The following is a 25,207-nucleotide window of genomic DNA, read 5'->3' as shown; positions in this document are numbered from 1 at the left end:
CTATGGCCAATGGGATTCGACGAGATGGACGTCGACACGATCTGGCAGGACGGTGAGTTCGTCGACTGGGAGGACGCACAGGTTCACGTTCTCACGCACGGACTCCACTACGGCACCGGGATCTTCGAGGGGGTCCGGTGTTACGACACCGAGAACGGCCCCGCGATCTTCCGCTGGGAGGACCACCTCGAACGGTTCTACCAGTCGGGCAAACCGTACGACATCGACATCCCGTTCAGTCGGGAGGAGTTGACCGAGGCCACCGAGGAGTTGATCCGCCGGCAGGACCTGGAGTCCTGTTACATCCGGCCGGTCGCGTTCTACGGGTACGAGGAACTCGGCCTGAACCCCTCGAACTGCCCGGTCGAGGTCGCCATCGCCGTCTGGCCGTGGGGCGCGTACCTCGGCGAGGAAGCACTCGAAGAGGGCGTCGACGTGTCGATCTCCTCCTGGCGCAAGTACGGCTCCGATCAGATCCCGACCAACGCCAAGACGACCGGGCCGTACGTCAACAGCGTCCTCGCCAACCTGGAGGCGACGGGCAACGGCTACACCGAGGCCATCGTCCTCAACGGCGAGGGCAACGTCGCCGAGGGGCCGGGGGAGAACGTCTTCCTCGTTCGTGACGGCGAACTCTACACCACCGGTCTCGCGGAGTCGATCCTCGACGGCATCACGCGCCAGTCGCTCATCACCATCGCCGAGGACCTGGGCTACACCGTCCACGACGACGCGACGATCTCCCGGGGCGAGTTGTACACCGCCGACGAACTGTTCTTCACGGGGACGGCGGCGGAGGTCACGCCGATCCGGAGCGTCGACGACAACGAAATCGGCAGCGGAACGAAGGGGCCGGTCACCGACGAACTGCAGTCGCGGTTCTTCGAGGTCATCGAGCGCCGGACCGACGACTACGCCGAGTGGTTCGACTACGTCTAGCGGTTCTGGATCATCCGCTCGACGGAGTCGATGACGCCGCTGCGACCGGTCAGCCGGTCCAGTACGCTCCCCATCCGTCGCTGCTCGAAGTACCCAGCGAAGGCCAGGAAGGTCGGCGGCCACAGCCCGACGAACAGGCCCATCTCCTTGTTGTCACGGAGGAAGAACTCGTACCACGACAGGATCACCGACGCGCCGGCGGCGATGACCCACGGATCGGTGCCGGTCTTCTGTGCCACGTCGGTGACTTCCCGTTCGGGAGTGCTCGTTGCCATGCCCGCGAAGGTTGCGTGAGGACGGATTTAGTTACGCACCGCGTTGGACGAGCCACGGAGAGTAAGCCCGGCCCCGGCGGGAGTAAGGTCGGGTTCGGCGCGGGTAAGCCCGGCTTAGTCGTCGTCCGAGCGGCCGTCCCCGTCGCTGGACAGTTCCTCGGTGACGCTGATCGCGACGCTCTCGTCACGCGACTCGCCGAAGCCCGCGCTGAGGATGCGCGTCAGGGCGTCCTCGACGCGTTCGTCGAGTTCTTCGTACTCGTCGGATTCGACCTCGATGACGAACCCCGTCGTGATGTTCGGGGCCGTCGGGAGAAAGAGCACGTCACGACCGTCGGGGGTCGTCTTGCCGGTCTTGAACGCGGTCATGCGCAGGCCGTTCCAGGTCTCGATCTTGACCGGTTTCTGGAGTTCGTCGGTGCCGGAGACGGCGGTTTCGACGGCCATCTTCGAGGCGTTGTAGACCACTCGCAGTCCGGGCAGGCGGTTCATGAGGTTGTCGAGGATGTCCTCGAAGATGTCGCCGAAGGCCGTCCGGCTGAGATAGCCGACCGACAGGACCAGCAGAAAAAAGACGATCAGCGTCGTCAGCACGCGGACCAGTCCCAGCGCCTGCTGTGGCACCCCCAGGCTCGTCAACACCGTCAGATCGATGCCGAAGACGGCCGTCGAACTCGCGATGATCCCGTAGAGGTACGCGATGACGTACAGGGTGACGATGACCGGCAGGAGGACGATGAGTCCGCTCGCGATGTCCCGCTTCCAGGAGGCCATAATGCGGTACGGAGACGTTCTTGTGCCTCCCTTTACTAGTTGACGATTGCCCGTAACGCGAACGTCAGGTTCGCCCGGCGTTCGGCGACGCGCCGGTAGAAATAGGACACCCACTTCTCCCCGTAGGGCACGTACTGACAGACCTCGTGATCGGCGGCCAGCCGTTCCTGTGCGGGTTCGCGTACACCCATCAACATCTGGATCTCGTAGGGCGTCCCGTACTCGTCGTGGAGGCGTTCGGCGGCCGCGATCATCGCCGGATCGTGGCTCCCGACCGCGATGCCGCCCTCGCGCTCGGCGAAGGCCTGTGCCAGCAGTTTCCGGTAGGCGTCGTCGACCCGCTCGCTGGGCAACGCGACCGCCGCCGGCGGGTCGTAGGCCCCCTTGACCAGTCGCACCTTCCCGGGGCAGTCGGCCAGTCGCGAGAGGTCCGCCGGCGTCCGCCTGAGGTTCGCCTGGAGACAGACGCCGACCCCACCGTCGTGAGCGCGTGCCTCGGCCTCGAATGCGTCGAGGGTCGCGTCCGTCGTCGTGTGATCCTCCATGTCGAACCAGACGAACACGCCCGCCGTGTCGGCGTGATCGACGATGCGGGCGCAGTTCTCCCGGAAGACCGACTCGCTCACGTCGAGGCCGATCTGGGAGGGCTTGACCGAGATGCAGGCCCGGAGGTCCGTCCCGGCGATGTCGTCGATGAGCCGGCAGTACGTATCGGCGTCCTCGTCGGCCGGGTCGCGCTCGTCGTAGTGTTCGCCCAGGTGGTTCAGGATGGCCCCGACGCCGCGCTCGTCGAGCCGCCGCGCCCGCTCCAGGGCCGTGGCTTCCGTCTCGCCGGCGACGAACCGACGCGCGATGGGCGGAATCATGCTGGCAAATATTGCCTCCGCGATACTGAGTCTGTCGCTCAGTTCGGGACCCTTAAGGACGGCGCTGACCCAGCATGCCCCACGAATGGACATCGTCGGCGTACTCGCGGTGGCGTTCTGGGCCATGTTGCCCGCGTACGTGCCCAACAACGCCGCGGTACTGGTGGGTGGGGGGCCACCGATAGACGGCGGGCGGACCTGGAGGGGGCGACGACTGCTCGGTGACGGGAAGACTTGGCTGGGGACCGCCGGCGGAATCGCGGCCGGCGCGGCGCTGGCGGGCCTCCTGAACCTCTTGCAGACGACGGTGAACGCGGCCGTCCCGGCACCCCTCCCCTGGTTCACGCCGGTGGCAGCGGTCACGCTCCCGGCCGGCGCGTTGCTGGGCGACATCGGAGCCTCGTTCCTGAAGCGCCGGACGGGCCGCGAACGCGGCGCGGCCTTTCCCGGACTCGATCAACTCGACTTCGTGGTGGGGTCGCTGGGGCTGACGGTCCTGTTCGCGCCGGGGTGGTTCTTCGGGACCTTCACGCTCCCGGTGCTCGCGGTCGTGCTGGTCATCACACCCGTCCTGCACGTCGGGACGAACCTCGTGGCCTACAAGCTCTCGCTGAAGAGCGAGCCGTGGTAGGGGCGAACTGATGTGCTTTTCACGCCAGGCCGACGAGGGGCGGGTATGACCACAGACAGGACGCTCCGGCTGGCGACCCGGGGGTCCGACCTCGCACTCAGACAGGCCGCCACGGTAGAGGAAAGCCTGTCGAGCCGGCGGCAGTCGGTCGAACTCGTCGAGGTCGAGACCACCGGCGACCAGATACAGGACGAACTCATCCACCGCCTCGGCAAGACCGGGGCCTTCGTCCGCAGTCTCGACCAGCAGGTTCTCGACGGCGAGGTCGACGCCGCCGTCCACTCCATGAAGGACGTGCCGACCGAGAGCCCGCCGGACCTCGTCGTCGCCGGCGTCCCCGAGCGCGGCCCGGCCGGCGACGTCCTCCTGACGCCCGACGGCACAGGACTCGCAGAGCTCCCCGAAGGCGCGACCGTCGGCACCGCCAGCCTCCGCCGGGCGGCCGAGCTGCGCGCCGAGCGGCCGGACCTGGAGATCGAGTCGCTCCGGGGCAACGTCGACACGCGCGTCGAGAAGTTGCTGGCGCCCTCGCTCCAGCGCGAACACGAACGGCGACTGGAGCGAGCCGTCGGTGAACAGGACGACGAGGACGTGGACGCCGACGATCTCGACCCCGAGAACCTCTCGGCTGCCGTGCTGGCCGAGATCGAGGACTGGTTCGACGGGCTCCACGAGATCGAACGCCGCGCCACCGAGCGCGACGTCGATGTCGAGTACGACGCCATCGTCCTCGCGGAGGCGGGACTGGACCGGATGGGCCTGCTCCACGCCGTCGAGTTCGAGCGGCTGCCGACCGACACGTTCGTCCCCGCACCCGGACAGGGTGCGCTGGCGGTGACGGCGCTGGACGGCGAGGTAGGGACCGAGATCCACGACCGGCTCGATCACCCGCCGACACGGGTGGCGACGAGCGTCGAGCGAATCGTACTGGACGAACTGGGCGGGGGCTGTGTCGCGCCCATCGGCGTCCACGCCACTGTACAGGGCGCGGTCGTTCACACGGTCGTCCGCGTCCTCAGTCGGGACGGGACCGAGGAAGTGGCCGCGTCACGTGATCTCCCCGTCGAACACCACGCACGGGCCGCCAGCGACCTGGCCGCCGAGCTCCGCGAACAGGGGGCCGCCGACCTGATCGCGCGGGCCAAACGGGAGGAACCCGACGAGCGGAAACGGGAGGACTCTTAATCGGGGGCACGAAAGGCCGCTCATCATGACAGCCGACGCCGACATCGCACCGGGGAAGGTCTACCTCGTCGGGAGCGGGCCCGGCGACCCCGACCTCCTGACGGTCAAGGCGAAACGCCTGCTGGACGAGGCCGACGTGGTCCTCCACGACAAACTCCCCGGCCCCGACATCATCGGGATGATCCCCGAGGAGATCCGCGAGGACGTGGGCAAGCGCGCCCGCGGCGAACGCACCTCCCAGCAGTACACGAACGAACGGTTGGCCGAACTCGCCCACGAAGGGAAGACCGTCGTCCGGCTGAAAGGCGGCGACTCGTTCGTCTTCGGCCGAGGTGGCGAGGAGATGGTGTACCTGGCCGAGCACGGCGTTCCCTTCGAGATCGTGCCCGGTGTGACCGCCGCCATCGCCGGCCCCGGCGTCGCGGGGATCCCGGTCACCCACCGCGACTACGCCTCCTCGGTCTCCTTCGTCACCGGTCACGAGGACCCGACGAAGGAGGACTCGGCAGTCGACTGGGACGCGCTGGCCGCCACCGGCGGGACCATCGTCGTCCTGATGGGCGTCGGAAAGCTCCCCGAGTACACGCGGGAACTCCGGGAAGCCGGCATGGACCCGAGTACACCTGTGGCGCTGGTCGAACGGGGGACCTGGCCCGACCAGCAGGTCGCCACGGGGACGCTGGACACCATCGTCCAGGCCCGCGACGACGCGGGAATCGAACCACCCGCGATCACCGTGATCGGTGACGTGGCCCGCGAGCGCCAGCGCGTCGTCAAGTTCCTCGAAAACGGGGCCGAGGAGTCGTGACCGACCGCCCCCACGTCGCCGTCTTCCGCCCGGACGACGAACGCATCACCGATGCCGTCGAGTTGCTCGACGACCTGAGTGCCGACCCGGTTCCGGACCCGATGCTCGAAGTCGCTCCCACCGGCGCGAGCCCTCGCGCCGACGCCGACTACGCCGTCTTCACCAGCAAGACCGGCGCGGAGTTGATCGCCGAAGCGGGCTGGACCCCCGGCGAGACGACGGTCTGCGCCATCGGTGACCCCACGGCGGCCGCGCTCGAATCGGCGGGCTACACCGTCGATCTGGTGCCCGAGGAGTTCTCCTCGTCCGGACTGGTCGATGCCCTCGAAGGCAGCTGTGACGGCGCGCGGATCGAGATCGCACGGAGCGACCACGGGAGCGCGGTGTTGCTCGACGGGTTGAACGACGCCGGCGCGTACGTCCACGAGACGGTGCTGTACCGGCTCACCCGGCCCGCGGACGCCGGCGAGTCCGCAGAACTGGCAGCCGCCGGCGACCTGGACGCCGCGCTCTTTACCTCCTCGCTGACCGTCGAACACTTCTTGACGGCGGCCGAGGACCGCGGGATTCGGGAGGACGCGGTGGCGGGACTGGCCGAGGCCGTGGTCGCCGTCATCGGCGAGCCGACCGCCGAGACCGCCCGGTCCCACGGGCTCGACGTCGACGTGATCCCCGACCAGGCCGACTTCGAGACACTGGCGCGCGACGCGGTCGCGGCGGCCGGACTGGATTGATTCGCTCGAGAGAATTTTTACTCGCCGGCCGTCAGCGAGACGTCTCGCGCCCGGAAGGCGCGGCCTTCCTCGAAGACGGCCATCATGGGCTCGGCCTCGAACGGGCGGAAGGTGATGTGGTACCCCTGTTGTTCGTTTTCGCCGGTGATCCGGTAGCGGCCGTTCCGGTAGCCGGCGGTCGTGACGCACACGTCGTGGCTCGCCCCCTCCAGTTCGAAGGCGAGGTGGTCGCCGGGCGTGGCGGCGAGCAGGCGGGCGCGGTCGGATTCGAGCGCCAGCACGTCTTCGGCGTGGTAGTCGCGGTAGCCCTCGCCGTCGACGCGGGTCGCCTCGATGTCGTCGGTGGACCGACGGAGGGTGATCCCGTAGTCGGCGGCGGGATTGTGGAGGTGGACGGCCAGGCGGTCGCCGGAGGGCGGGAACCGGGGCGCGGCGAGCCACTCCGTGCGCGTCTCGAAGTCCTCGGGTCGGACACCGTGTGACGCCATCACCGTCTCGTCGGTCGCAGCGTACTCCCGGACGATGCCGGTGGTTTCGCCGACCAGAAACGGGGCCGTCTCGCGGTCGATCCGGACGGCGGCCCAGGTCCCCAGCGTCGCGCTCTCGAACACCGACTCGGGGACGACGGGGTCTGTGTGTGTCGCGGCGGCCGTCCTGGCGGCGCGGACACGTTCCCGGACGAGCGGGTGGCTGTCCGCCCGGGCGCGTTCCCGGAGCGCCTCGTCGACCCAGGGCTGGTCGGTCGCGGCGGCCAGGCGGCAGGCGGCCTGGCGGACGCTGGCCACCTCCGCGGTGACGAGTTCCCGGAGCCGGTCGGACACAACGTCACACAGGCCCGGATAGACGCGTTCCAGCGCCACCAGTGTCCGGAGAATCGACGCCTGCACGGGGTAGTGGTCGTCGAACAGCGCTCGGGTGAGTTCGTCGGCGTGTGGTTCGAGCAGTTCGGGATAGCGCGGCGCCAGCGAGGAGAGGGCCCAGGCGACGTTGCTCCGGACGCTTTTTACGTCGGAGAGCGGCGCGATCAGTGCGGGGACGGCAAAGCGGACGCGCCGCGGGCGTTCGGCGGCCAGTTCCGCCAGCGGTCGTGCGACGCAGGCCCGCACGGCGGTCACCCCGTCGTCGAGGGCCTCGACCAGCGGGTCGGCCACGGGTGCGACGGCGGTCGGTTCGGCGACGCCGACCTCGAAGACCGCGTTGGCCACGTCCCGGCGGACCGACTCCTGCTCGTCGCCGAGCGCGTCGACGAGTCGGGCGAGCGACCCCTGCAACCGCAACGGTTGCTCGGCGGCCGCCTCCCTGATCGTTCGGGCCGCGAGCCGCCGCTCGGTCTCGCTACCCTCGCTCAGCGCCCGTAGCGGGAGGTCGGTCGTCATGCCAATCTGTGGTACGTGGTCCCACTACACGAGCCTAAGTCTTCCGGAAACCGGGTGAAACCGCCTGAAAGCGAGTGGATTCGTGGACGGCAGTTCGGCCCGTGGACCGGAGCTTTAAACCGGAGACCGCGATAAGAAATGCGCGATGGCCGGCCCAGTGCAAGCGCTCGAAGATCGTGCCGTGGCGTGTGCAGACCGTCTGCGTTCCGCCGAGCGGGTGTTGCTCGCCTCACACATCGACGCGGACGGACTGACGAGTGCGGGAATCGCCGCGACGGCCCTCGAACGGGCCGGGATCGAGTTCGAGGTCGTGTTCAAGAAACAGCTCGACGACCACGAGATCGCGACCATCGCGGCCCGCGACGAGGAGACCGTCCTCTTCACCGACTTCGGGAGCGGCCAGCTCGACGCCATCGCCGATCACGAGGCCGCGGGCGACTTCACGCCCGTGATCGCCGATCACCACCAGCCCGCCGAGGCGGACACCGAGTACCATCTCAACCCCCTGCTGGAGGGGCTGGACGGAGCCTCGGAACTCTCCGGCGCGGGCGCGAGCTACGTACTCGCGCGGGCACTGGAGGGCGAGGGCGTCGACAACCGCGACCTGGCCCGGCTGGCGGTCGTCGGCGCGGTCGGCGACATGCAGGCGGTCGGCGGCGAACTGGTCGGTACCAACCGGGCGCTCGTCGCCGAGGGCGTCGAGGCGGGCGTCCTGGAAGAGGGGACCGATCTCGCGTTCTACGGGAAACAGACCCGGCCACTGCCCAAACTGCTCGAATACGCCAGCGAAGTCCGGATTCCGGGCATCTCCAACGACCAGAACGGGGCGATCCGGTTTCTCGACGGACTGGGCCTGGACCTGAAACGCGACGGCGAGTGGCGGCGCTGGGTCGATCTGGACCACGAGGAGCGACAGACCGTCGCCAGCTCGCTCGTCCAACGAGCGCTCAAGAAGGGGGTTCCCGCCGACAAGGTCGACGGCCTCGTCGGGACGACCTACACCCTGCTGGCCGAACCCGAGGGGACGGAGTTGCGCGACGCCAGCGAGTTCTCGACGCTGTTGAACGCGACCGCCCGCTACGAACGGGCCGACGTGGGCTTGGCGGTCTGTCTCGGCGACCGTGCCGACGGGTTAGAGCGGGCGCGCAAACTCCTCCGGAACCACCGTCGGAACCTCTCGGAGGGACTCCAGTGGGTCAAGGAGACGGGCGTCACCCGGGAGGAACACCTGCAGTGGTTCGACGCGGGCGAGGAGATCCGCGAGACCATCGTCGGCATCGTCGCCGGCATGGCCGTCGGCGTCGACGGCGTCGACCGCGACCGTCCCATCGTCGCCCTCGCCCGAAAGAACGACGAGGAGACGAAGGTGTCTGCGCGGGGGACCGGGCGTCTCGTGGCTCAGGGGCTGGATCTCTCGGCGGTGCTGGGCGAGGCCAGCGACGCCGTCGGCGGCGGTGGTGGCGGCCACGACGTGGCCGCCGGTGCGACCGTCCCTGCGGGCACGGAACGGGAGTTCGTCGAACTCGCCGACGAACTCGTCGGCGAGCAGTTGGGGTAGGCTCGGGTCGGCCTTCGGTGGACGGGCCGGGTGGTTGCTTCGGTACCGCCCCGGAGCTTGGAGACTTTTTGTACGTACTGTTCATACTCTGGTCAATGGACGACAGTTCGACTCCGGAAAAGCACGACGAACACGGGGCTGACTGGTATCGAACGCTCGTCGAGGAAGTAAACGATCTTGCAACGGTCGTCGATACCGACGGGACGATAACGTACGTTAGCCCGGCGGTCACGCGGATCCTCGGCTACGAGCCTGACGAACTGGTCGGCCGCGAGGGATACGAGTTCGTCCATCCCGACGACCGAGAACGAAACGTCGAGGCGGTGGAGACCGTTCTCTCGAACCCGTCCGAATCCGAGACTGTCGAGGTCCGGTTCCGGCACGCCGACGGATCGTGGTGCTGGATCGAGGCCACGATGCGGAATCGACTCGACGACGGCGTCGACGGAATACTCCTCAGCAGTCGAGATATCACCGAGCGAAAAGAGTACGAGGCCGACGCTCGGGAACTCGCCGAGGAGTACGAAGCGCTCTTGAACAACGTGGAGGACGCCATCTTTCTTATCGACGTCGTCGAAGTGGACGACGGTATCAGATTCGAGTTCGAGCGTCTCAGCCCCTCCTACGAGCGACAGACCGGCCTGACGACCGACGAGGTGCGGGGCCAAACACCACGAGACGTGTTCGGCGACGAGCAAGGAGCGAAGCTGGAAGCGAACTACCACCGCTGTGTCAACACTGGGAAGCCGATCTCGTACCAGGAAGAACTGCGGGTCGACGAGGGGGCACGCTTCTGGCAAACGAAGCTCGCGCCGGGCGTCACCGACGACGAGATAACGCGCCTCGTCGGGATCACTCGGAACGTGACCGATCGCGTCGAACGGGAGCGACGGTTACGACAGCAGAACGAGCGCCTCGACGAGTTCGCGAGCGTTATTTCACACGACTTGCGCAACCCACTCAACGTCGCACAGAGCCGTGCGACGCTCCTTGCCGAGCAGGCAGAGAGCGAGCATCTCGCTCCACTCCTCGAGTCGCTCGACCGGATGGAAGCGATCGTCGAGGACACGTTGGCGCTCGCTCGCCAGGGTGACACGATAGGCGAGACGGAGCCGATCAGTTTGACGAACCTCGTCGGGAAGTGCTGGGCAGGAGTCGACACGGACGACGCAACTATCGAAATCGTCGACGAGACGACCATCCAGGGCGACCCCGACCGATTGCGGCACGTTTTCGAGAACCTGTTCCGGAACGCCGTGGAGCATGGCTCCACGGGCAATTGGACGTCGTCCGATGACGCTGTCGAACACGGTGGTTCCGACGTGACCGTCCGTGTCGGGAGTCACGGTGAGCAGGGAATCTACGTCGAAGACGACGGTGTGGGGATTCCAGCGGACGAGCGTGAAGACGTGTTCGAGCCGGGGTATTCGTCGGCAAGTGGCGGTACTGGTTTCGGACTGCCCATCGTCAAACGCATCGTGGAAGCCCATGGCTGGGAGTTGTCGCTGACCGACGGGACGGACGGTGGGGTACGATTCGAGTTCGAGATGGCAGAACAGGGAGTAGTGTGAGTGTCCGGACGAGTTCCGATCTCGACGTGCGTCTTCGAGATTCGATATAGCGGTACGCGATTTATCGTGGTGAGGCTCCCCGGCGAACCGACGACGGGGACAAACGACGTATTCGTCGTCGAGACAGCCCAAACTGGATTTATTCGCCGACGAGAGTGGATGGCAGGGACATCGACGCCGTCGCCGAGCGCGCCAGCGAATCGCTCCGCGCGGAGTTCGCCGGAGCGGTCCTGGCGGTCGGTCGCTACAGCAAGAGCGCGGACCAGCAGGCACGGACGGTGTACACCGCCGCCGCCTTCGAGCGGTCACACGGTGAGAACACTTCCGGGAGCGTCCTCGAGGACGCGCTACTGGAGACCATCGACCGCGGTGCCTACGAGACGAGCCACGACGAACGCCTGCCCGCGACCGTCCGGATCTACGAGACGCTCGTCGACGTGGTCGTCCCGCTCGCCGACGGCAAGGGCGTCGTCGTGGCGGTCGACCGGGAGACGGACGGAGAGATGACCGACGTAATCGAGACGGTACGGGACACGATAGAATAGGAGGTGTGGGGAACGGTGGTGGGGGATCGGGAGAATCGATGTCTGGGGATTGCGGGATCGAGTCAGGGTTCGTGCCCGACTCAGAAGAAGTCGAAGAAGCCGTCGTCGTCGTCGCCATCGTCACCGTCGTCACCGGAATCACCGCCGTCGTCGTCGAGGATGGCCGCCGCCAGGTCGGATCCGACGGCCTCGTCGCCGAGGTGTTCGAGGTGTCCGCCGACGCTGTCGGTCACGTCGACGTCGGTGTACGTCTCGTGGCCCGGACAGCCAGCACCATCGGTCCCGAGGGCCGTGTCGCCGAAGCCGCCATAGGCACCGCCGACGGTCGGGTCGTTCTGTGAGTGGTAGTTGCGCACCTCGTCGGCATTGTCGGCGAGCCCGTCGTGCCACTCGCCGCCGGAACACACCTGCGAGCCGTCGGCGGCGGCGCCCAGCGGTGCGATGGTTTCGATGTCGTGGTCGTCGTCGATCTTGTTTGCCGTCCAGCAGACGACCCGACCGCCCAGCGAGTGACCGACCAGCCGGACGTTCCCGCCGCCGGCGTCGTAGAAGTCCGCGATCAGGTCGGCCACGTCCTGTCCGACGCCCTCCGTGTCCGACTCGGCGTCAAAGTAGAGGAAGTTGGTCGCGTCCCACTCGATGGCCACGTTCGCGTCGGCGTCGTAGCCGCCATCGGCCAGCGAGGTCGCCACGTCCTCGGCTTGGCTTTCGACGGTCGTATCGCCGAACCAGCCGTGGACGAACACGAACAGTTCGTCGACGACCGGCAGTTCGTTGTCGGACCCGAAGGGACTGCTCACGTCGATTACCTCGTCGATCTCGACGCTCGTCTGTGCCGACGCCGACCCAGACAGCGCCGTCAGTCCCGCGCCTGCCGCAGCCGTCGTCCCGATACCTCAGAGGACGGATCGCCGGTCGGGTTCGCGTCCGCTTCGATTCGCCTCACGTGTACTGTTGCGGTCTGTCATGCGACGGCCGAACAATGTTGTGTTCGATGGAAACGTATTCTTACAGCCATACACGTATTCTTATAAGTATCGTCCAAAGTGGATTTTCTAGGTCAGCCGACCTGGGACACTCACATGTGGGAAGTCGCCTACGCCATGAGGCCACAGCGCGGGCACTTCGACCGCGGGGAACGGGCACTGTGGAGGGCTGGGGTCTACCAGGAGACGGTGCGGTCGCTGGAGTTTCTCGCGGACGGGACAGTGGTGATCGTCTACGAGATCGGCGGAACCGAACGGGCACTCGAGGAGTGTCTGACCGCGGCCCCGGAGAAGATCGTCGACGCGGCCGTCAGTCAGCGCAGTGAGCCGCTCGTGGCGCAACTGCGCTTCTATTCCGACGAGACGTTCGAGCGACTGCTCTCGGTCCACCAGTCCTTCGGCGTCTCCGTCGACTTCCCGATCCAATACGTCGATCACGAGCCCGCGACCGTCGAACTCGTCGAGACGGGGAGCCAGGAGGCGCTCCGGAACCGGATCGCCACGACCCGCGAGCTGGCGGATGTCCACGTCCAGCACGTCCGCCAGCACGAACCGGCCACGCGACGGCAGTTCCGCGAGCTGACCGACCGTCAGCGCGAGGTGCTGGTCGCCGCCGTCGAGTGTGGCTACTACCGGAATCCCCGGGAGGCGACCCACGCGGAGATCACTGCGGAACTGGGCTGTTCGGCCAGCGTCGTCGGCCAGCACCTCCGCCGGATCGAGCAACGGCTCGTGTCCGCGACCGTCCCCGGACGGCTGGACGACGGTGCGATGCGCGACGCGAACGGGTGAGCCCGTCGCAGGTCGTGGTATGGTAACGGCCACCAGAGCTAAGCCGGTCGAACCCCCAGTAGGGTGTCATGGCCGATTCAGACGCCGACGAGACCACCGAACGGGAGCGCCTCATCTTCGGCGCGGGCTTTGCCTTCGGCGTGATGTTCACCATGTCGATCCTGGCGGTCGTGGTGGCGACGGTCGTCCCGCGGCCGGTCGGGCTGGCGAGCCTGCTCACGTCGACGGTCGTCTTCCCGATCATCGCGGCGGTGTTGCTCGCGGCGGTGGCCGGCTTCGCGCTGTACACCTTCGCGCTCCCCGAGCACGGGTTCGGGCTGGCCGGCGTCACCCTGTTCGGTGAGGCCGACACCGACGGCGAGTGAGGGATGGTTTTAGGGCTGGCTCGCCCAGAGACAGGTATGGCCGAGTTCGACCCCGAGCAGTTCGAGGAAAAGTACGCGAACTACTTCACGGAGCTCCAGCGGGCCTACAAGAACGCCTTCCAGACGATGAACGACCGGTTCGATTCGGAGTTGATCCACGGGATCGACCAGTTCGTCCTCTCGGAGAGCGAACCCTTCTACGAGGGTGAGGGTCAGTTCCGGATCGAGTTGCCCGACGACCCATACGACCGCCTCCAGGGCGTCGTCGTCGGCGAGGAGAAGTTCGAGGAGATCGTGGACCGCTACACTGCGGAGATCGAGACGGAACTCCAGCGCGTGTTCGGGTTCGACACGAGCGAGTAGATGGTCACGTAGCTATTTTTCGGTGGCGCGCCACGGGCCGACATGAACCGACAGCGCGTCTCGTCGGACACCGAGTGGGAGGAACGGGTGGGCTACTCGCGGGCCGTCCGAACGGCGACAGGGTCGTCGTCTCGGGGACGACCGCCACGGACGAAGACGGCGAGCCCGTGGCCGTAGGCGACCCGTACGGGCAGGCGAAACGGGCCCTCGAAATCCTCGAGTCGGCGCTGGCCGAGGCGGGCGCGACCCCCGACGAGGTGGTTCGGACGCGCATCGACGTCACCGACGCCGACGACTGGCAGGCGGTCGGGCGCGCTCACAGGGAGATTTTCGGCGCGGCCAGCCCCGCCGCGAGGATGGTGCAGGTCCAGCAGTTGATCGATCCCGACCTCTGGGTCGAGATCGAGGCCGAAGCCGTCGTCGGGTCGGCCTGACAGTGCAGACGGTGGAATTTATTTATATCTGTCAATATTCGAAACAGGTCAGAGAAACGTCAGTCCGGACGATACCGTTCCACGGCTGGATCGGTCAGTTTCGTGGCCGACGGGTGGCAGTCGCGAGAGAGCTATTGCCGAGCAAACACTACCTCTAGAGCAATACATAACACCCTGGGGGGTTACGTTGGCGACAACACAGTATGTCCGACGGACCGGCGGCCGACGACGTAGCGACGGACGGGGGCCAGGACTCCTGGTTCGCGAACTACTTCGGATTCGCGGAACACGGCACGGACTTGCGGACCGAGATCGTCGCGGGGATCACGACCTTCCTGACGATGAGTTACATCGTCGTCGTGAACCCGGCGATCATGACGCAGTTCCCCGGATCCGACGGCAAACCAGGCATCGCCCTCGAGGGGTACACGCCGGGCGAGGTCCAGCAGATGCTCGCCGTCGTGACGATCCTCGCGGCGGCGGCGGCGATCTTCGTGATGGCCTTCTACGCCAACAGGCCGTTCGGACAGGCACCCGGCCTCGGCCTGAACGCCTTCTTCGCGTTCACGGTCGTGGGCGCGATGGGCATCCCCTGGCAGACCGCACTCGCCGCGGTCGTGACCGAAGGGGTGCTGTTCATCGTCCTGACGGCCGTCGGCGCGCGAAAGTACGTCATCGAGTTGTTCCCCGAACCCGTGAAGTTCGCGGTCGGGACCGGGATCGGACTCTTTCTGGCGATCATCGGATTGGAAGCGATGCAGATCGTCGTGGACGACCCCGCGACGCTCGTGACGCTGGGCCCCATCGCGACCGATCCCGTGGCGATCCTCTCGGTGGTCGGCCTGTTCCTGACGCTGATGCTGTACGTCCGCGGTCTGAAGGGGGCCATCGTCGTGGGCATTCTGGTGACGACGATCATGGGCGCGATCGCGACGCTCGCTGGACTGGTCGCACCGGGCGTCGCCGCCGCCGAATTCGTCCGTAACGGCGGTCTCGACATGAGCCGGATGACCGGCGCGCAGTACGACATCACGCCGCTTCTCGGCGCCTTCGTCGACGGGTTCGCGAACGTCGACGCCTTCGCGTTCTCGCTGGTCGTGTTCACTTTCTTCTTCGTGGACTTCTTCGACACCGCCGGGACGCTGACCGGTGTCTCCCAGATCGCGGGCTTTCTCGACGACGAGGGGGACCTCCCCGAGATCGAGAAGCCGCTGATGGCCGACGCCATCGGGACGACCGTCGGCGGCATCCTCGGCACCTCGACCGTGACGACCTACATCGAGTCCTCGACCGGCGTCGAAGAGGGCGGCCGCACCGGGATGACCGCGCTCGTGGTCGGTCTGCTCTTCCTGGCGGCGCTGATCGTCGTCCCACTGGCGGCGGCGATTCCCCTGTACGCCTCCCACATCGCGCTGGTCGTCGTCGCCCTGCTGATGCTCCAGAACGTCACGGACATCCAGTGGGACAACCTCGCACACGCCGTGCCGGCGGGCATGACCATCCTGATCATGCCGCTGACCTACTCGATCTCCTACGGCATCGCCGCGGGGATCATCAGCTATCCGCTCGTGAAGGCCGCTCAGGGCGAGTGGCGTGACGTCCACGTCGGCCAGTGGCTGCTGGCGGTCGCCTTCGTCGTCTACTTCGCCGTCCGGACCAGCGGGGTCCTGACGACGGTCGCCTGACCCAGCAGTTCGCGAGCCGACAGTTATATTGTTCTAGTCAATCAGTGTGAAAATAACCGGCAGACAACCGCCGGGGAGGACGATGCAACTCCACAAGCCACTCGCCATCGTGTTCGCCGCACTGCTCACGATCACGCTTCTCAGCAGCGGCGCAGTCGCCCAGACGAACGGGGCGGACGCGCCGAGCGACGGCTGTACCGTCGTGATCGACGACGACCGGACGATTCTTGACCTGCTCGGCGGCGGTGACGGGGGCATCGTCGTCACCACGCAGAAGCTCTTCGAGATCGTGATCCAGCTCGTCACCGGAAACTGTCTGTAACGACGGGCGGCAACACGGCCAGCTGTCGGGGAACGCACGAGCACAGCACCGGATCGCGCGCGAGAGCGCGCGATCCGCCTTTTTCGCCCACGTTTTTGCCGCGAGTGGTAGCCGCAGGCCACCCGAGCGGGAAAAAGGTGGGAGACCAAAAGCCTAAGCACGGTGAAAGCGTAATCGGAGACACCATGAGCACCGAAACCGAGGGCGGCGACGACGACCTCCGTGAACAGATCTCGAACTTTCTGCGCCGGAACTTCCCCCAGATCCAGATGCACGGCGGGAGCGCGGCGATCGAGAGCATCGACCGGGAGACGGGCGAGGTCTCCATCCAGCTCGGCGGCGCGTGTTCGGGCTGTGGCATCTCCCCGATGACGATCCAGGCGATCAAGACCCGGATGACCAAGGAGATCCCCGAGATCGAGACGGTCCACGCCAACACCGGCGCGAGCGGCAACGAGGGCATGGCCGGCGGCTCCACCAGCCCGTCGTTCCCGGGCCACGAGTCGAGCAGCGGCGACGACGACGAAGGCCCCGAAGCGCCGTTCTGAAATCAGGACAGTTTTTTCTGTCGCACGACCGCGAAGAGCCACGTCGCCGAGCGGGGAGTATTTATCTCGCCGAACCCTCGTTGAAAGGGTTTCATGACCGATCTTGAGGCGCCGAACGTGGTGTTCGTCGTGCTGGACACGGTTCGGAAGTCGAGTCTCACGCCGTACGGGTGCGAGCGTGAGACCACGCCCACGCTGTCGGCGTTCGCCGAAGTGGCGACGACGTACGAGCAGGCCGTCGCGCCGGCCCCGTGGACGCTCCCGGTCCACGCCTCGATGTTCACGGGACTGTACCCGAGCGAACACGGCGCGACACAGGAGACGCCGTACCTCGAGGGAGCGACCACGCTGGCCGAATCGCTGTCGGCCGCGGGGTACGAGACGGCCTGTTTCTCCGCGAACGCCTGGATCAGCCCCTACACTCGCCTCACGGCCGGGTTCGACCACCAGGACAACTTCTTCCGGCTCATGCCCGGCGACGCCCTCTCGGGGCCGCTGGCCCGACTCTGGACGGCGATGAGCGGCGACGACCGTCTCCGGTCGGTCACGGACTGGCTCGTCGAAGCCGGGAACCGCGTCCACGAACGTCTCGCCGCCAGTGCGAGCGAGGACACGAAGACACCGGCGGTGATCGACCGCACTATCGAGTTCGTCGCGGAGACCGACGGCCCCTTCTTCGCGTTCCTCAATCTGATGGACGCGCATCTGCCGTACCACCCGCCCGCGGCGTACGCCGAGGCGTTCGCCCCGGGGACGGACCCGTCGCGTGTGTGTCAGAACGCCAAGGATTTCAACGCCGGAGCTCGGGAGATCGACGACGCGGAGTGGGCGGAGATCGTCGGACTGTACGAGGCCGAGATCAGACACATGGACGACCAGCTCGGCCGACTGTTCGACTGGCTCCGTGCCACGGGCCACTGGGCGGACACCACGGTCGTCGTCTGTGCCGACCACGGCGAACTCCACGGCGAACACGGCCTCTATGGCCACGAATTCGCCGTCTACGATCCGCTGGTGAACGTCCCGCTCACGATCAAACACCCCGACCTGCCGGCGGGCGGGCGCGACGGGACGACGACGGTCGAGTTGCTCGACCTCTATCACACGGTCCTGTCGGCGGCCGGCGTCGAGGCGGCCCCCGGCGGCGTCGCGGTCGATCCGGCCCGGTCGCTGCTCGCGCCGGAGTACCGGTCGTTCGACGGCCACGAAGCCGAACCCGACGTGCCCGAGCGGGGCCGGTACGCCTTCGTGGAGTACCACCGACCCGTCGTCGAGTTGCGCCAGCTCGAGAGCGTGGCGGCCGACGCCGGGCTCGAAATCCCCGAGCAGTCCCGGTTTTACTCCCGGATGCGGGCGGCACGGCGGCCGGACGCGAAGTACGTTCGCAACGAACGCATCCCGGACGAGGGGTACCGCCTCGATACCGACCCCGGGGAGACGACGAACGTCGCCGGCGCGGACGAGGCGGTCGCGGCCGCGGCGTCGGCGCTGACCGCGTTCGAGGACACAATCGCCGCCGAGTGGGGGACGGTCGAGGCCGACGACGTCCTCGAAGACATGGACCGTGCCACGAGAGACCGGCTCGCGGAACTGGGCTATCTGGACTGACCGGCGGGTCCGTCGGGTTCCGAAAGGCACTCGCCCTGCGCGGCCGCCGACACGACCATGTCACGAACGACGCGCGAGAACGCGCTCGTGCTCGGCGCGATCTCGCAGGCCGTGGGAGCGCTCGGACTGGCGGCCGCAGGTGGCTACCGACTCGTCCGGGGCATCGAGACGCTCCCGCTCGCGCTGCTCGTCGCCGGCGGGTCCCTCGGCGGCGTGCTCGCGCTGGGTGGCGCGCGACTGTTGTACGCCGAGGCGACCGGCCGGCAGTCGCTCACGAGTCCCGAAGGCGTCGCCGCCGGGACCCTCTCGTTGCTCGTCGGGAGCGCGCTACCGCTACTGGTCGTCCTCACCGAACCGCCCTACGGGCTCGCGCTGGCGGCGCTGGGCGTGGTGCCGGCGGTGTACGGGCTCGTCCGGATCAGCACCGGCGTCGGCGAGCCACCGGCATAGTTCCGGCGGGTATTAGTCCCGTGGGCCCGCCACTCCGGACATGCCCAACCAGCAGCTCATCGACGCGCTCAGGGACGCCGACGCCGTGAAGTTCGGCGAGTTCGAGCTGTCCCACGGCGGCACGTCGAACTACTACGTCGACAAGTACGTCTTCGAGACCAACCCCCGGTGTCTGGAACTCGTCGCCGAGGCCTTCGCCGAGCGCGTGGGCGAGTCCAAGCTCGCCGGCGTGGCGCTGGGTGCGGTCCCCCTGGTGGCCGTCACGAGCGTCGAGACCGGCCAGCCCTACGTCATCGCACGCAAACAGGCCAAAGAGTACGGCACCGGCAACCGCATCGAGGGCGAACTCACCGAGGGCGAAGCGGTCGTCGTCCTCGAGGACATCGCCACCACCGGACAGAGCGCCGTCGACGCCGTCGAGGCGCTGCGTGAGGCCGGCGCGGTCGTGGACCGCGTCCTCGTCGTCGTCGACCGGCAGGAGGGCGCGGCCGAGCACCTGGCCGATCACGACATCGAACTGGAATCGCTGTTGACCGCCGACGACCTGCTCGAGGACGCCGAGGGAGTCGACGGCTGAGGGAAGCATGCGCGAGGAACCCCCGGGCCCGGAGGGAGCGGACGGCTTCTTCGACCGGTTCGTCCACCCGTGGCTGGCCCGGGCGGGGGCGCTCGGGTTCGGGCTCTGGGTCGTCGCCTTCCTGCTGGCCGCCGGTGGGCTTGCGGGCAACCGCGTCCCAGGCGACCAGTACGAAGTCTCGCTCTTTCTCTACTCGGGCGTGGTCGGCACGCTCGGCATCGTCGTTCTCGGCGTCTGTACGCTCGTGCTCGCGGTGTTTTTCGTTCGCAGGGAGTGGCGGGCGCGGCGGTGAGTTAGTCGGCGGGTTCGAGGAAGATCGTCACGCCGCCGATCACCAGGCCGGCGAGGCCGGCCGCGAGCGACCACTGCCCGAGCGAACCCTCCAGCGCGGCCGCGAGCAGAACGAGGCCGACCAGTTTGCTCACCCGGTCGAGCCAGCGGAGGCCGCGGGGGGACAGCGGAACCTGCATCTACCCGGCGATGCGGCGCTGTCGGCGTTTGAGGACGGCGTAGACGATCAGCGTGTAGAGGATCGGCACGACGACGGTCATCCCGATCAGGTAGGGGTAGATCGCGTCTGTCGTGGTGCCCAGCACCTGTGCGACCGTCACGCGCATCCCGTCGATCGAGAGGACGATGGTGAGCATGATCGCGCCCACGCCGAGGGCGGTCTGGGCGGGGCGGTCCAGCGGATCGACGGTGAAGTGTTTCGGTTCGTCGGTGTTGTCGATCAGCGGCCAGACGATCATGGTGCCGATGATGACCATCGGGACCACGATCCCGCCGACGAATTCGGATGGGATCATCTTCAGGGAGCCAAAGACCCACATGAAGAACCAGTCGGGGCTCGGGTGGGACGGCGACTCCAGTCCGATGGCGGCGATCCGTTGAACCGGGAAGAAGGCCGCCAAAAAGGAGATGGTCGCGGCCGTGAGCAGGAGGACGACCGTCGACAGCAGGAACTGCTGTGGGAACAGTGGCGACCCGACCACGAACGAGTCGTCGTCGGCCTCGGGCGTGCGGTCGTCGCTCCGGGAGCTGGGCGCGTGTTCGGTGTGTTTCTGCCGCATCAGGACCATCATGTGGAGGCCGATGATCGCCACCAGTAACGCCGGGAGTAAGAAGACGTGCAGGAAGAACATGTGCGGGATCACCTGGTCGGCCTGGCTGGGGAAGGCACCGCCGAAAGCCAGCGCCTGCAGGAAGCCGCCAACCACCGGCACCTCGCCGGTCATGTTGAACCCGATGATGGTCGCGGCCTTGCTGAATCCGTCGAGCGGGAGCGCGTACCCGAAGAAACCCTCGGCGAGGGAGATCAAGAGCAGGACGCTCCCGATGAACCAGTTCGGTTCGTGTGGGTTGCGGTAGGCACCGCTGAAGAAGACCCGGAACATGTGCAGGGCGATGGCGGCGATGAAGATGTACGCCGCCCAGTGATGTGTCATCCGCAGGAACATGCCGAAGGGCGTGTCGTACGTGATCTCCAGCACGCTCGCGAACGCGCCAGGGACCTGCTGTCCGGCCCACTCCGCGGCGTTGCCTTCGTAGGTGACTTCGCGTGCGACCGGTTCGTACATGAGCCCGAGGAAGGAGCCGGTCAGCGCGAGGAAGATAAACGAGAACAGCGCGATTTCGCCGAGCAGGAAGGAGCCGTACTTGTCCTCGGGGAAGGCCTTCCCGAGCACGTCGTGGTTCAGCTCCAGCCGGTCGTCGAGCCAGGTGAACAGGCGGTTGTTCGGGTACTTCTGCGTGGTCTCGATGTCGTGACCGTGGACCGGTTCGCCGCCGGTGGTCCCGTCGTAGCCGCCCGCGTGGCCGCTCCCGTCCGCGGCCGTCGTGTCGGCCGCCGTGTCGTCGATGTCGTCTGGGTCGTCTGGAGTCTCTGGTGTCATCGTCATTGGGGACCGACCGGGCCCTCGAAGGGGCCGGTCGCGAGGAGGAGTTGTCCGTCCGAACCGTCCGGGCCGTCGGTGCTGTTCGTGCCACCGGCGCTACCGGAGCCATCCGAGCCGTCGGTGACACCGATCGGGAGCTGGGCGAGCGGGCTCGGTGCCGGGCCGTTGGTCACCTTCGCGCCCTGCAACGGGTCGAAGACCGACCCGTGGCACGGGCAGTATAACTGGTCACCCTCCGTCCCGCCGACGGAACATCCGAGGTGCGTACACACCTTCGAGTAGGCCGCGTACCCCTCGACGGTGCCGTCGAGGTTCGTGGGCTCCTGATAGCTGTCTCCGGGGAACCGTACGAGCAGGACCGCGGCGCGATCCTTCGTGATCGTCCCACCACCCTCTTTTTCTGGGTAGACGGTCGTCGTCTCCAGTTCGTCGGTTCCGGGTTCGTTCGTCGGGAGCGCGTCCGCGGCCGTGAGGGGGTTGCCCTGGGCGTCGACCAGGCGGACGCCCTCGACGAACAGCGGTTCCGGCGGGACGATCTTCCCGGACTCGCCGAGGCCGGCCAGCGCGGAGACGCTGAACGCACCGATAGCCCCGGCACCGCTGATCCCTGCCAGCATCTTCGCGACCTGTCGGCGTTCGATCTCGATCTCCTCGTGTGGGTCCTCGGCTGACGTGTCCGTTGGCATGTCAGTGATCCCTCCGTTCGGCGACGGTGATCGAAGGGGTGAAGAAGACGGCGTAGACCAGCACCGTGGCCGCCAGCGAGAGGAACAGCATGCCGGCGTAGACCCCGACGAACTGGTTGCGCGCCTGGCCGAGCCCCTCCAGTCCCAGCAGAGCGGCGAAGACGATGGTGCTCCAGGCCAGTCCCGCGAGCGCGATCAGACCCGTCCGATTGGCCGGCGCGGGCCAGTAGTCGACGATCCAGCGGGTGTCGGTCTGCAGATAGGGGGGCACCTTCACGACCGGCTTCCCACCGTCAGAGCGAGGCTCCGACGAGGCCCCGCTCGCGTCGCTCGCGGGGCCGCCGTCCGCCTCGACATCGGATTTCGCTACCGATTCGCGCGTGTGCCCGAGTCGGTCGATGAACCGTGCCGCACCGGACATCCCGGCGACGGTCACCAGCAGGGCGACCCAGGTGACCACCCCGGACTGGTTGGGACCGACTTCGACGGGCGTGGGGAGGAACTTCCCGGTCGGGTCGATCGGTGCCGACTGGTTGACCGGGATGGGGTCCGCACCGTTCCCGAGACCGATACCACTGCCCGGAGTGCCACTGGTGAGCGCGACGTACCACATCGGGAGCAACACCGACGCGATCAACAAGACGATGATCACCGTCTCACGTCTCATCTGCGATCACCGGCGACGGGCCGACGGACAGTCTGGAACGTGTCAGTGTGTACTGTGTGACTCATAAGTAGCGGGGGAATGCCGTGCCATCGACCCACACGCCGTGGCGACGAACCCCGTCCGGAGCCGTCACCGCAGACCGTGCGGGACAGAACATTACTAATTCGAAGGTGTTCGAGTCTGGTTTATGCCTCTTCCGTTCGCGTTCGGCCAGTTGTCGCGAGTTGTTTTCCCGTTGTTCGGGGTTTCCACGGGTGGATTCCGACAGACATACTATCCGGACGACGAGACGTCCGGACGAACGGTTCGGCCCGAACCATGAATCGACGCACCTACCTCCGACGCCTCGGGGCCAGCGGTCTGACGGGGACCGCCTTCGCGGCTCCGGCGGCCGCCACGACACAGGAGAACGAATCCAGTGCCGGGAACCAGACCGCGGCCAACGGGACCGCCGGGAACGGGACCGACGCCGGTGGCCGACCGGCGATGCCCGCCGACGGGGAGACCTACGAGGTCCAGATGATCACCGAGAGCGGGAGCTACTACTTCGACCCCGTCGGGTTGCACGTCCAGCCGGGCGACACCGTCACCTTCGTCAACGCCTCCGGCTCCCACAGCGCGGCCACCTACTCGACGGACAACGACCGCGCCGAGACCCGGCGCATCCCCGAGGGGGCCCGGAGTTTCGACAGCGGCGTCTTCGAGAAGCAGGGCGCGACGTTCAGTTACACCTTCGCCACCGAAGGCACCTACGACTACTACTGTTCGCCCCACAAGTCGCTGGGCATGGTCGGGCGCATCGTCTGTGGCGAACCGGGCGGCCCCGCGACCGAGGGCTCGATCACCGATTCGCCCGGCAGCGGTGTCATGCCCGACAGTCAGAAGATCGTCGAAGAGGGGGCCATCTCCTACCCGTTCGTTCCCGGCGGACTGGAGCCCCTGCCCTGGCAGTTCTGGGCCGGCGCCGGCGTGTTCGGGACGATCTTCGCGTACCTCCTCTCGCGGTACGACCGCGAGTCCGACCGCTACAGCGTCGAGAACGCCGACAACCAGGTCTAAGCGCCCCCGTCCGTCGCCAGGGTGACTGCGGTCGCCGTGTCGCCCGCCTCCTGCTCCGGCGCGACCGCAATCGCGCCTTTCATACCGAGCGCTTCGTGAGGGAGACAGCCGTACATGTGGCTCCCGGACTCGGTGACCGTGTACCCGAAGGACACGTCGTCTCCGGCCTCGGGCGATCCCGAGTCGAACGCGCCGTCCCGAGCGACGACGTTGTGCGCACCGCCGTCACCGGTCCACTCCCAGCGCACCGTCGTTCCGGGGTCGACGAGGGCGGTCGCGGGTTCGAACGCGTAGCCCTGCTCGCCGGCCCCCACGCGGACCGTCACTTCGTTCTGCCCCCGCCTGTCCGTGGGCACGCCGCCGTCGTAGCCGTTCGCGTCGTCGAGGTAGTGACCCTGCTCGTCGTCGGGGACCGCTTCACCCGCCCCCTCGTCGCCGTCGGAGAACGGCTCATCGGTCGTCGGATAGTCCGTCCCGACGACGACACTCCCGAGCATCCCGATGCTCTGGTGGGGCAGGCAGGTGTAGTCGAAGACGCCGTCCTCCTCGAAGGTGTGTTCGTAGTGGACGCCCTCGCCGCCGACCGCCGAACCCGAGTCGAGGGGACCGCTCTCGGCCGAGACGACGTCGTGTGCGCCGCCCTCGCCGGTCCACTCGAACTCGACGGTGGTGCCGCTGTCGACGTGGACCGCCGGCGGGTCGAACGCGAACGCGTCCTCGCCCGCACCGACGGTCACCGTCACCGTCTCCTGTCCGGTCGCGTCCATCACCTCGCCGTCGAACCCGTTCGCGTCGTCGAGCCAGCCGCCGAAGTCGGGCCGGCCGCCAGCCGCTCCTTCGGCCGTCGGCGTCGCCGCCGGTTCGTCCGTCTCCGGCTCCGTGTCCGTCTCGCCACCGCTCCCGGACGCCGAGCGATCGACACAGCCCGCGACGCCGAGGAGGGCACCGGCCGCCGTGACCTGTCCGCACCTGGCAAGCAGGGACCGTCGTGTTGCCATGTCAACAGCTTCCAGAGACCGAAGTAAATCGTTTGTGGACTCCCGGCCGCGGCCAACAGGCCTGTGCGCGGCCCGCACAGCACCGTGGGGCATTTGTGGCTGTGTGTCCTACGGAGGCCGATGGCAAACCTCGAACTCTACGAACTGGAAGGGTGCCCGTACTGTGCGAAGGTCATCAAGAAACTGGACGAACTGGACCTGGACTACGAGTCCCACATGGTTCCGCGCAGCCACAGCGAGCGCACCGAAGTCGAGTCGATCAGTGGTCAGACCGGTGTCCCGGTGCTAGTCGACCCCGACAACGGCGTCGAGGGGATGCCCGAGTCCGACGACATCGTGGAATATCTGGAGAACACGTACGCCTGAATTTTTACTTCGGGGGTCGTCGAGGACGACCCCCACTCGCAAAAATTTAGTACAAAAGCTTCCTCGACGCTCGTTTCGCTCGTGTCGAGTGAACCGCGGCGCTCTGCGCCGCGGACGCTGGCGGTGACCGCCGCCGCACCCCGA

Annotated in this window: 30 protein-coding genes and 1 pseudogene; 21 read left to right on the top strand and 10 right to left on the bottom strand. The window is 67.3% G+C overall.

What is annotated here, in order from left to right; all coding sequences use genetic code 11:
• The first annotated feature begins 9 nt into the window (after window positions 1-9).
• Complete coding sequence (locus EAF64_RS08065) at window positions 10-939, top strand: branched-chain amino acid transaminase (protein ID WP_129068452.1); 930 nt, start codon at window positions 10-12, stop codon at window positions 937-939.
• On the opposite strand, the gene EAF64_RS08060 is transcribed toward EAF64_RS08065, so the two are convergent.
• The 3 genes from EAF64_RS08060 to EAF64_RS08050 form a co-directional block, all read right to left on the bottom strand.
• Window positions 936-1,214 carry a hypothetical protein gene (locus EAF64_RS08060; RefSeq protein WP_129068451.1) on the bottom strand — a complete coding sequence of 93 codons (279 nt, stop codon included), beginning with the start codon at window positions 1,212-1,214 and terminating at the stop codon, window positions 936-938. The two genes, EAF64_RS08065 and EAF64_RS08060, sit on opposite strands and share 4 nt — an antisense overlap.
• Window positions 1,215-1,328: 114 nt before the next feature.
• Window positions 1,329-1,988, bottom strand: a complete 660-nt coding sequence (locus EAF64_RS08055; RefSeq protein WP_129068450.1) for a DUF502 domain-containing protein — start codon at window positions 1,986-1,988, stop codon at window positions 1,329-1,331.
• Window positions 1,989-2,023: 35 nt separating this feature from the next.
• Complete coding sequence (locus tag EAF64_RS08050) at window positions 2,024-2,854, bottom strand: proline dehydrogenase family protein (protein WP_129068449.1); 831 nt, start codon at window positions 2,852-2,854, stop codon at window positions 2,024-2,026.
• 85 nt (window positions 2,855-2,939) lie between these two features.
• Here EAF64_RS08050 and EAF64_RS08045 point away from each other — a divergent pair, with 85 nt between their 5' ends.
• From EAF64_RS08045 to EAF64_RS08030, 4 genes are read left to right on the top strand one after another with little or no spacing between them, the layout of a single operon-like run.
• Complete coding sequence (locus EAF64_RS08045; RefSeq protein WP_129068448.1) at window positions 2,940-3,485, top strand: CDP-2,3-bis-(O-geranylgeranyl)-sn-glycerol synthase; 546 nt, start codon at window positions 2,940-2,942, stop codon at window positions 3,483-3,485.
• A 45-nt stretch (window positions 3,486-3,530) separates the two neighbouring features.
• Window positions 3,531-4,670 (top strand): hydroxymethylbilane synthase, encoded by a 1,140-nt coding sequence (gene hemC, locus EAF64_RS08040; RefSeq protein ID WP_129068447.1) that lies wholly within the window; start codon window positions 3,531-3,533, stop codon window positions 4,668-4,670.
• A gap of 25 nt (window positions 4,671-4,695) precedes the next feature.
• The gene (gene cobA, locus EAF64_RS08035) at window positions 4,696-5,478 is read left to right on the top strand and encodes a uroporphyrinogen-III C-methyltransferase (protein ID WP_129068446.1); all 783 of its coding nucleotides are present in this window, start codon (window positions 4,696-4,698) and stop codon (window positions 5,476-5,478) included.
• Window positions 5,475-6,212 (top strand): uroporphyrinogen-III synthase, encoded by a 738-nt coding sequence (locus EAF64_RS08030; RefSeq protein ID WP_129068445.1) that lies wholly within the window; start codon window positions 5,475-5,477, stop codon window positions 6,210-6,212. The genes cobA and EAF64_RS08030 overlap by 4 nt, the downstream gene beginning before the upstream one ends.
• Window positions 6,213-6,229: 17 nt before the next feature.
• Here the strand turns inward: EAF64_RS08030 and EAF64_RS08025 are convergent, their stop codons facing one another.
• Complete coding sequence (locus tag EAF64_RS08025; RefSeq protein WP_129068444.1) at window positions 6,230-7,588, bottom strand: HEAT repeat domain-containing protein; 1,359 nt, start codon at window positions 7,586-7,588, stop codon at window positions 6,230-6,232.
• A 145-nt stretch (window positions 7,589-7,733) separates the two neighbouring features.
• On the opposite strand from EAF64_RS08025, the gene EAF64_RS08020 reads away from it, so the two are divergent.
• The 3 genes from EAF64_RS08020 to EAF64_RS08010 all read left to right on the top strand — a co-directional run bounded on the left by EAF64_RS08020 (window position 7,734) and on the right by EAF64_RS08010 (window position 11,262).
• On the top strand, window positions 7,734-9,146 hold the full coding sequence (locus EAF64_RS08020) for a single-stranded-DNA-specific exonuclease RecJ (protein WP_129068443.1): 1,413 nt from the start codon (window positions 7,734-7,736) through the stop codon (window positions 9,144-9,146).
• Between the two features lie 95 nt (window positions 9,147-9,241).
• Window positions 9,242-10,717: a PAS domain S-box protein gene (locus EAF64_RS08015; RefSeq protein ID WP_129068442.1), complete on the top strand. Its 1,476-nt coding sequence runs from the start codon at window positions 9,242-9,244 to the stop codon at window positions 10,715-10,717.
• Window positions 10,718-10,872: 155 nt separating this feature from the next.
• On the top strand, window positions 10,873-11,262 hold the full coding sequence (locus EAF64_RS08010; protein ID WP_129068441.1) for a hypothetical protein: 390 nt from the start codon (window positions 10,873-10,875) through the stop codon (window positions 11,260-11,262).
• An 80-nt stretch (window positions 11,263-11,342) separates the two neighbouring features.
• On the opposite strand, the gene EAF64_RS08005 is transcribed toward EAF64_RS08010, so the two are convergent.
• Window positions 11,343-12,062, bottom strand: a complete 720-nt coding sequence (locus EAF64_RS08005; protein ID WP_227738910.1) for a hypothetical protein — start codon at window positions 12,060-12,062, stop codon at window positions 11,343-11,345.
• Window positions 12,063-12,344: 282 nt separating this feature from the next.
• Here EAF64_RS08005 and EAF64_RS08000 point away from each other — a divergent pair, with 282 nt between their 5' ends.
• From EAF64_RS08000 to EAF64_RS07950, 11 genes and pseudogenes are all read left to right on the top strand, one after another.
• Window positions 12,345-13,040, top strand: a complete 696-nt coding sequence (locus tag EAF64_RS08000; protein WP_129068440.1) for a helix-turn-helix domain-containing protein — start codon at window positions 12,345-12,347, stop codon at window positions 13,038-13,040.
• 68 nt (window positions 13,041-13,108) lie between these two features.
• Window positions 13,109-13,405 carry a hypothetical protein gene (locus tag EAF64_RS07995; RefSeq protein WP_129068439.1) on the top strand — a complete coding sequence of 99 codons (297 nt, stop codon included), beginning with the start codon at window positions 13,109-13,111 and terminating at the stop codon, window positions 13,403-13,405.
• 36 nt (window positions 13,406-13,441) lie between these two features.
• Entirely contained in the window at window positions 13,442-13,768 is a 327-nt protein-coding gene (locus EAF64_RS07990) for a DUF5783 family protein (protein ID WP_129068438.1), read from the top strand.
• A gap of 42 nt (window positions 13,769-13,810) precedes the next feature.
• Window positions 13,811-14,202, top strand: a pseudogene (locus EAF64_RS07985) (RidA family protein).
• Window positions 14,203-14,405: 203 nt separating this feature from the next.
• Complete coding sequence (locus EAF64_RS07980) at window positions 14,406-15,887, top strand: NCS2 family permease (RefSeq protein WP_129068437.1); 1,482 nt, start codon at window positions 14,406-14,408, stop codon at window positions 15,885-15,887.
• An 82-nt stretch (window positions 15,888-15,969) separates the two neighbouring features.
• Window positions 15,970-16,209, top strand: a complete 240-nt coding sequence (locus tag EAF64_RS07975; protein WP_129068436.1) for a hypothetical protein — start codon at window positions 15,970-15,972, stop codon at window positions 16,207-16,209.
• 185 nt (window positions 16,210-16,394) lie between these two features.
• On the top strand, window positions 16,395-16,757 hold the full coding sequence (locus EAF64_RS07970; protein ID WP_129068435.1) for a NifU family protein: 363 nt from the start codon (window positions 16,395-16,397) through the stop codon (window positions 16,755-16,757).
• Window positions 16,758-16,850: 93 nt separating this feature from the next.
• Complete coding sequence (locus EAF64_RS07965; protein ID WP_129068434.1) at window positions 16,851-18,365, top strand: sulfatase; 1,515 nt, start codon at window positions 16,851-16,853, stop codon at window positions 18,363-18,365.
• A 57-nt stretch (window positions 18,366-18,422) separates the two neighbouring features.
• Complete coding sequence (locus tag EAF64_RS07960; RefSeq protein ID WP_129068433.1) at window positions 18,423-18,815, top strand: hypothetical protein; 393 nt, start codon at window positions 18,423-18,425, stop codon at window positions 18,813-18,815.
• A 40-nt stretch (window positions 18,816-18,855) separates the two neighbouring features.
• The gene (pyrE, locus tag EAF64_RS07955) at window positions 18,856-19,392 is read left to right on the top strand and encodes an orotate phosphoribosyltransferase (protein WP_129068432.1); all 537 of its coding nucleotides are present in this window, start codon (window positions 18,856-18,858) and stop codon (window positions 19,390-19,392) included.
• A gap of 7 nt (window positions 19,393-19,399) precedes the next feature.
• Entirely contained in the window at window positions 19,400-19,684 is a 285-nt protein-coding gene (locus EAF64_RS07950; RefSeq protein WP_129068431.1) for a hypothetical protein, read from the top strand.
• 1 nt (window position 19,685) lies between these two features.
• On the opposite strand, the gene EAF64_RS20905 is transcribed toward EAF64_RS07950, so the two are convergent.
• From EAF64_RS20905 to EAF64_RS07935, 4 genes are read right to left on the bottom strand one after another with little or no spacing between them, the layout of a single operon-like run.
• Window positions 19,686-19,862, bottom strand: coding sequence for a hypothetical protein (locus EAF64_RS20905; RefSeq protein ID WP_193767618.1), 177 nt, complete (start codon window positions 19,860-19,862; stop codon window positions 19,686-19,688).
• Window positions 19,863-21,290 carry a cytochrome b gene (locus EAF64_RS07945; RefSeq protein ID WP_227738909.1) on the bottom strand — a complete coding sequence of 476 codons (1,428 nt, stop codon included), beginning with the start codon at window positions 21,288-21,290 and terminating at the stop codon, window positions 19,863-19,865.
• Window positions 21,287-21,973: a QcrA and Rieske domain-containing protein gene (locus EAF64_RS07940; protein ID WP_129068430.1), complete on the bottom strand. Its 687-nt coding sequence runs from the start codon at window positions 21,971-21,973 to the stop codon at window positions 21,287-21,289. Before EAF64_RS07940 ends, EAF64_RS07945 begins: the two co-directional genes overlap by 4 nt.
• Window position 21,974: 1 nt before the next feature.
• The gene (locus tag EAF64_RS07935) at window positions 21,975-22,640 is read right to left on the bottom strand and encodes a hypothetical protein (protein WP_129068429.1); all 666 of its coding nucleotides are present in this window, start codon (window positions 22,638-22,640) and stop codon (window positions 21,975-21,977) included.
• Window positions 22,641-22,958: 318 nt separating this feature from the next.
• Here EAF64_RS07935 and EAF64_RS07930 point away from each other — a divergent pair, with 318 nt between their 5' ends.
• Window positions 22,959-23,699, top strand: coding sequence for a plastocyanin/azurin family copper-binding protein (locus EAF64_RS07930; protein WP_129068428.1), 741 nt, complete (start codon window positions 22,959-22,961; stop codon window positions 23,697-23,699).
• Here EAF64_RS07930 and EAF64_RS20900 read toward each other — a convergent pair.
• The gene (locus EAF64_RS20900) at window positions 23,696-24,697 is read right to left on the bottom strand and encodes a halocyanin domain-containing protein (protein WP_193767617.1); all 1,002 of its coding nucleotides are present in this window, start codon (window positions 24,695-24,697) and stop codon (window positions 23,696-23,698) included. The genes EAF64_RS07930 and EAF64_RS20900 overlap by 4 nt on opposite strands.
• 120 nt (window positions 24,698-24,817) lie before the next feature.
• On the opposite strand from EAF64_RS20900, the gene EAF64_RS07920 reads away from it, so the two are divergent.
• A complete protein-coding gene (locus tag EAF64_RS07920; RefSeq protein WP_129068427.1) occupies window positions 24,818-25,063 on the top strand; it encodes a glutathione S-transferase N-terminal domain-containing protein in 246 nt (81 codons plus the stop codon).
• Window positions 25,064-25,207 lie beyond the last annotated feature (144 nt).

The sequence above is a fragment of the Halorientalis pallida genome (assembly GCF_004118325.1).
In the GTDB taxonomy this organism is placed as follows: domain Archaea; phylum Halobacteriota; class Halobacteria; order Halobacteriales; family Haloarculaceae; genus Halorientalis; species Halorientalis pallida.
Note: the sequence above shows the minus strand (reverse complement) of the source record. Positions and strands in the feature narration are given on the sequence as shown.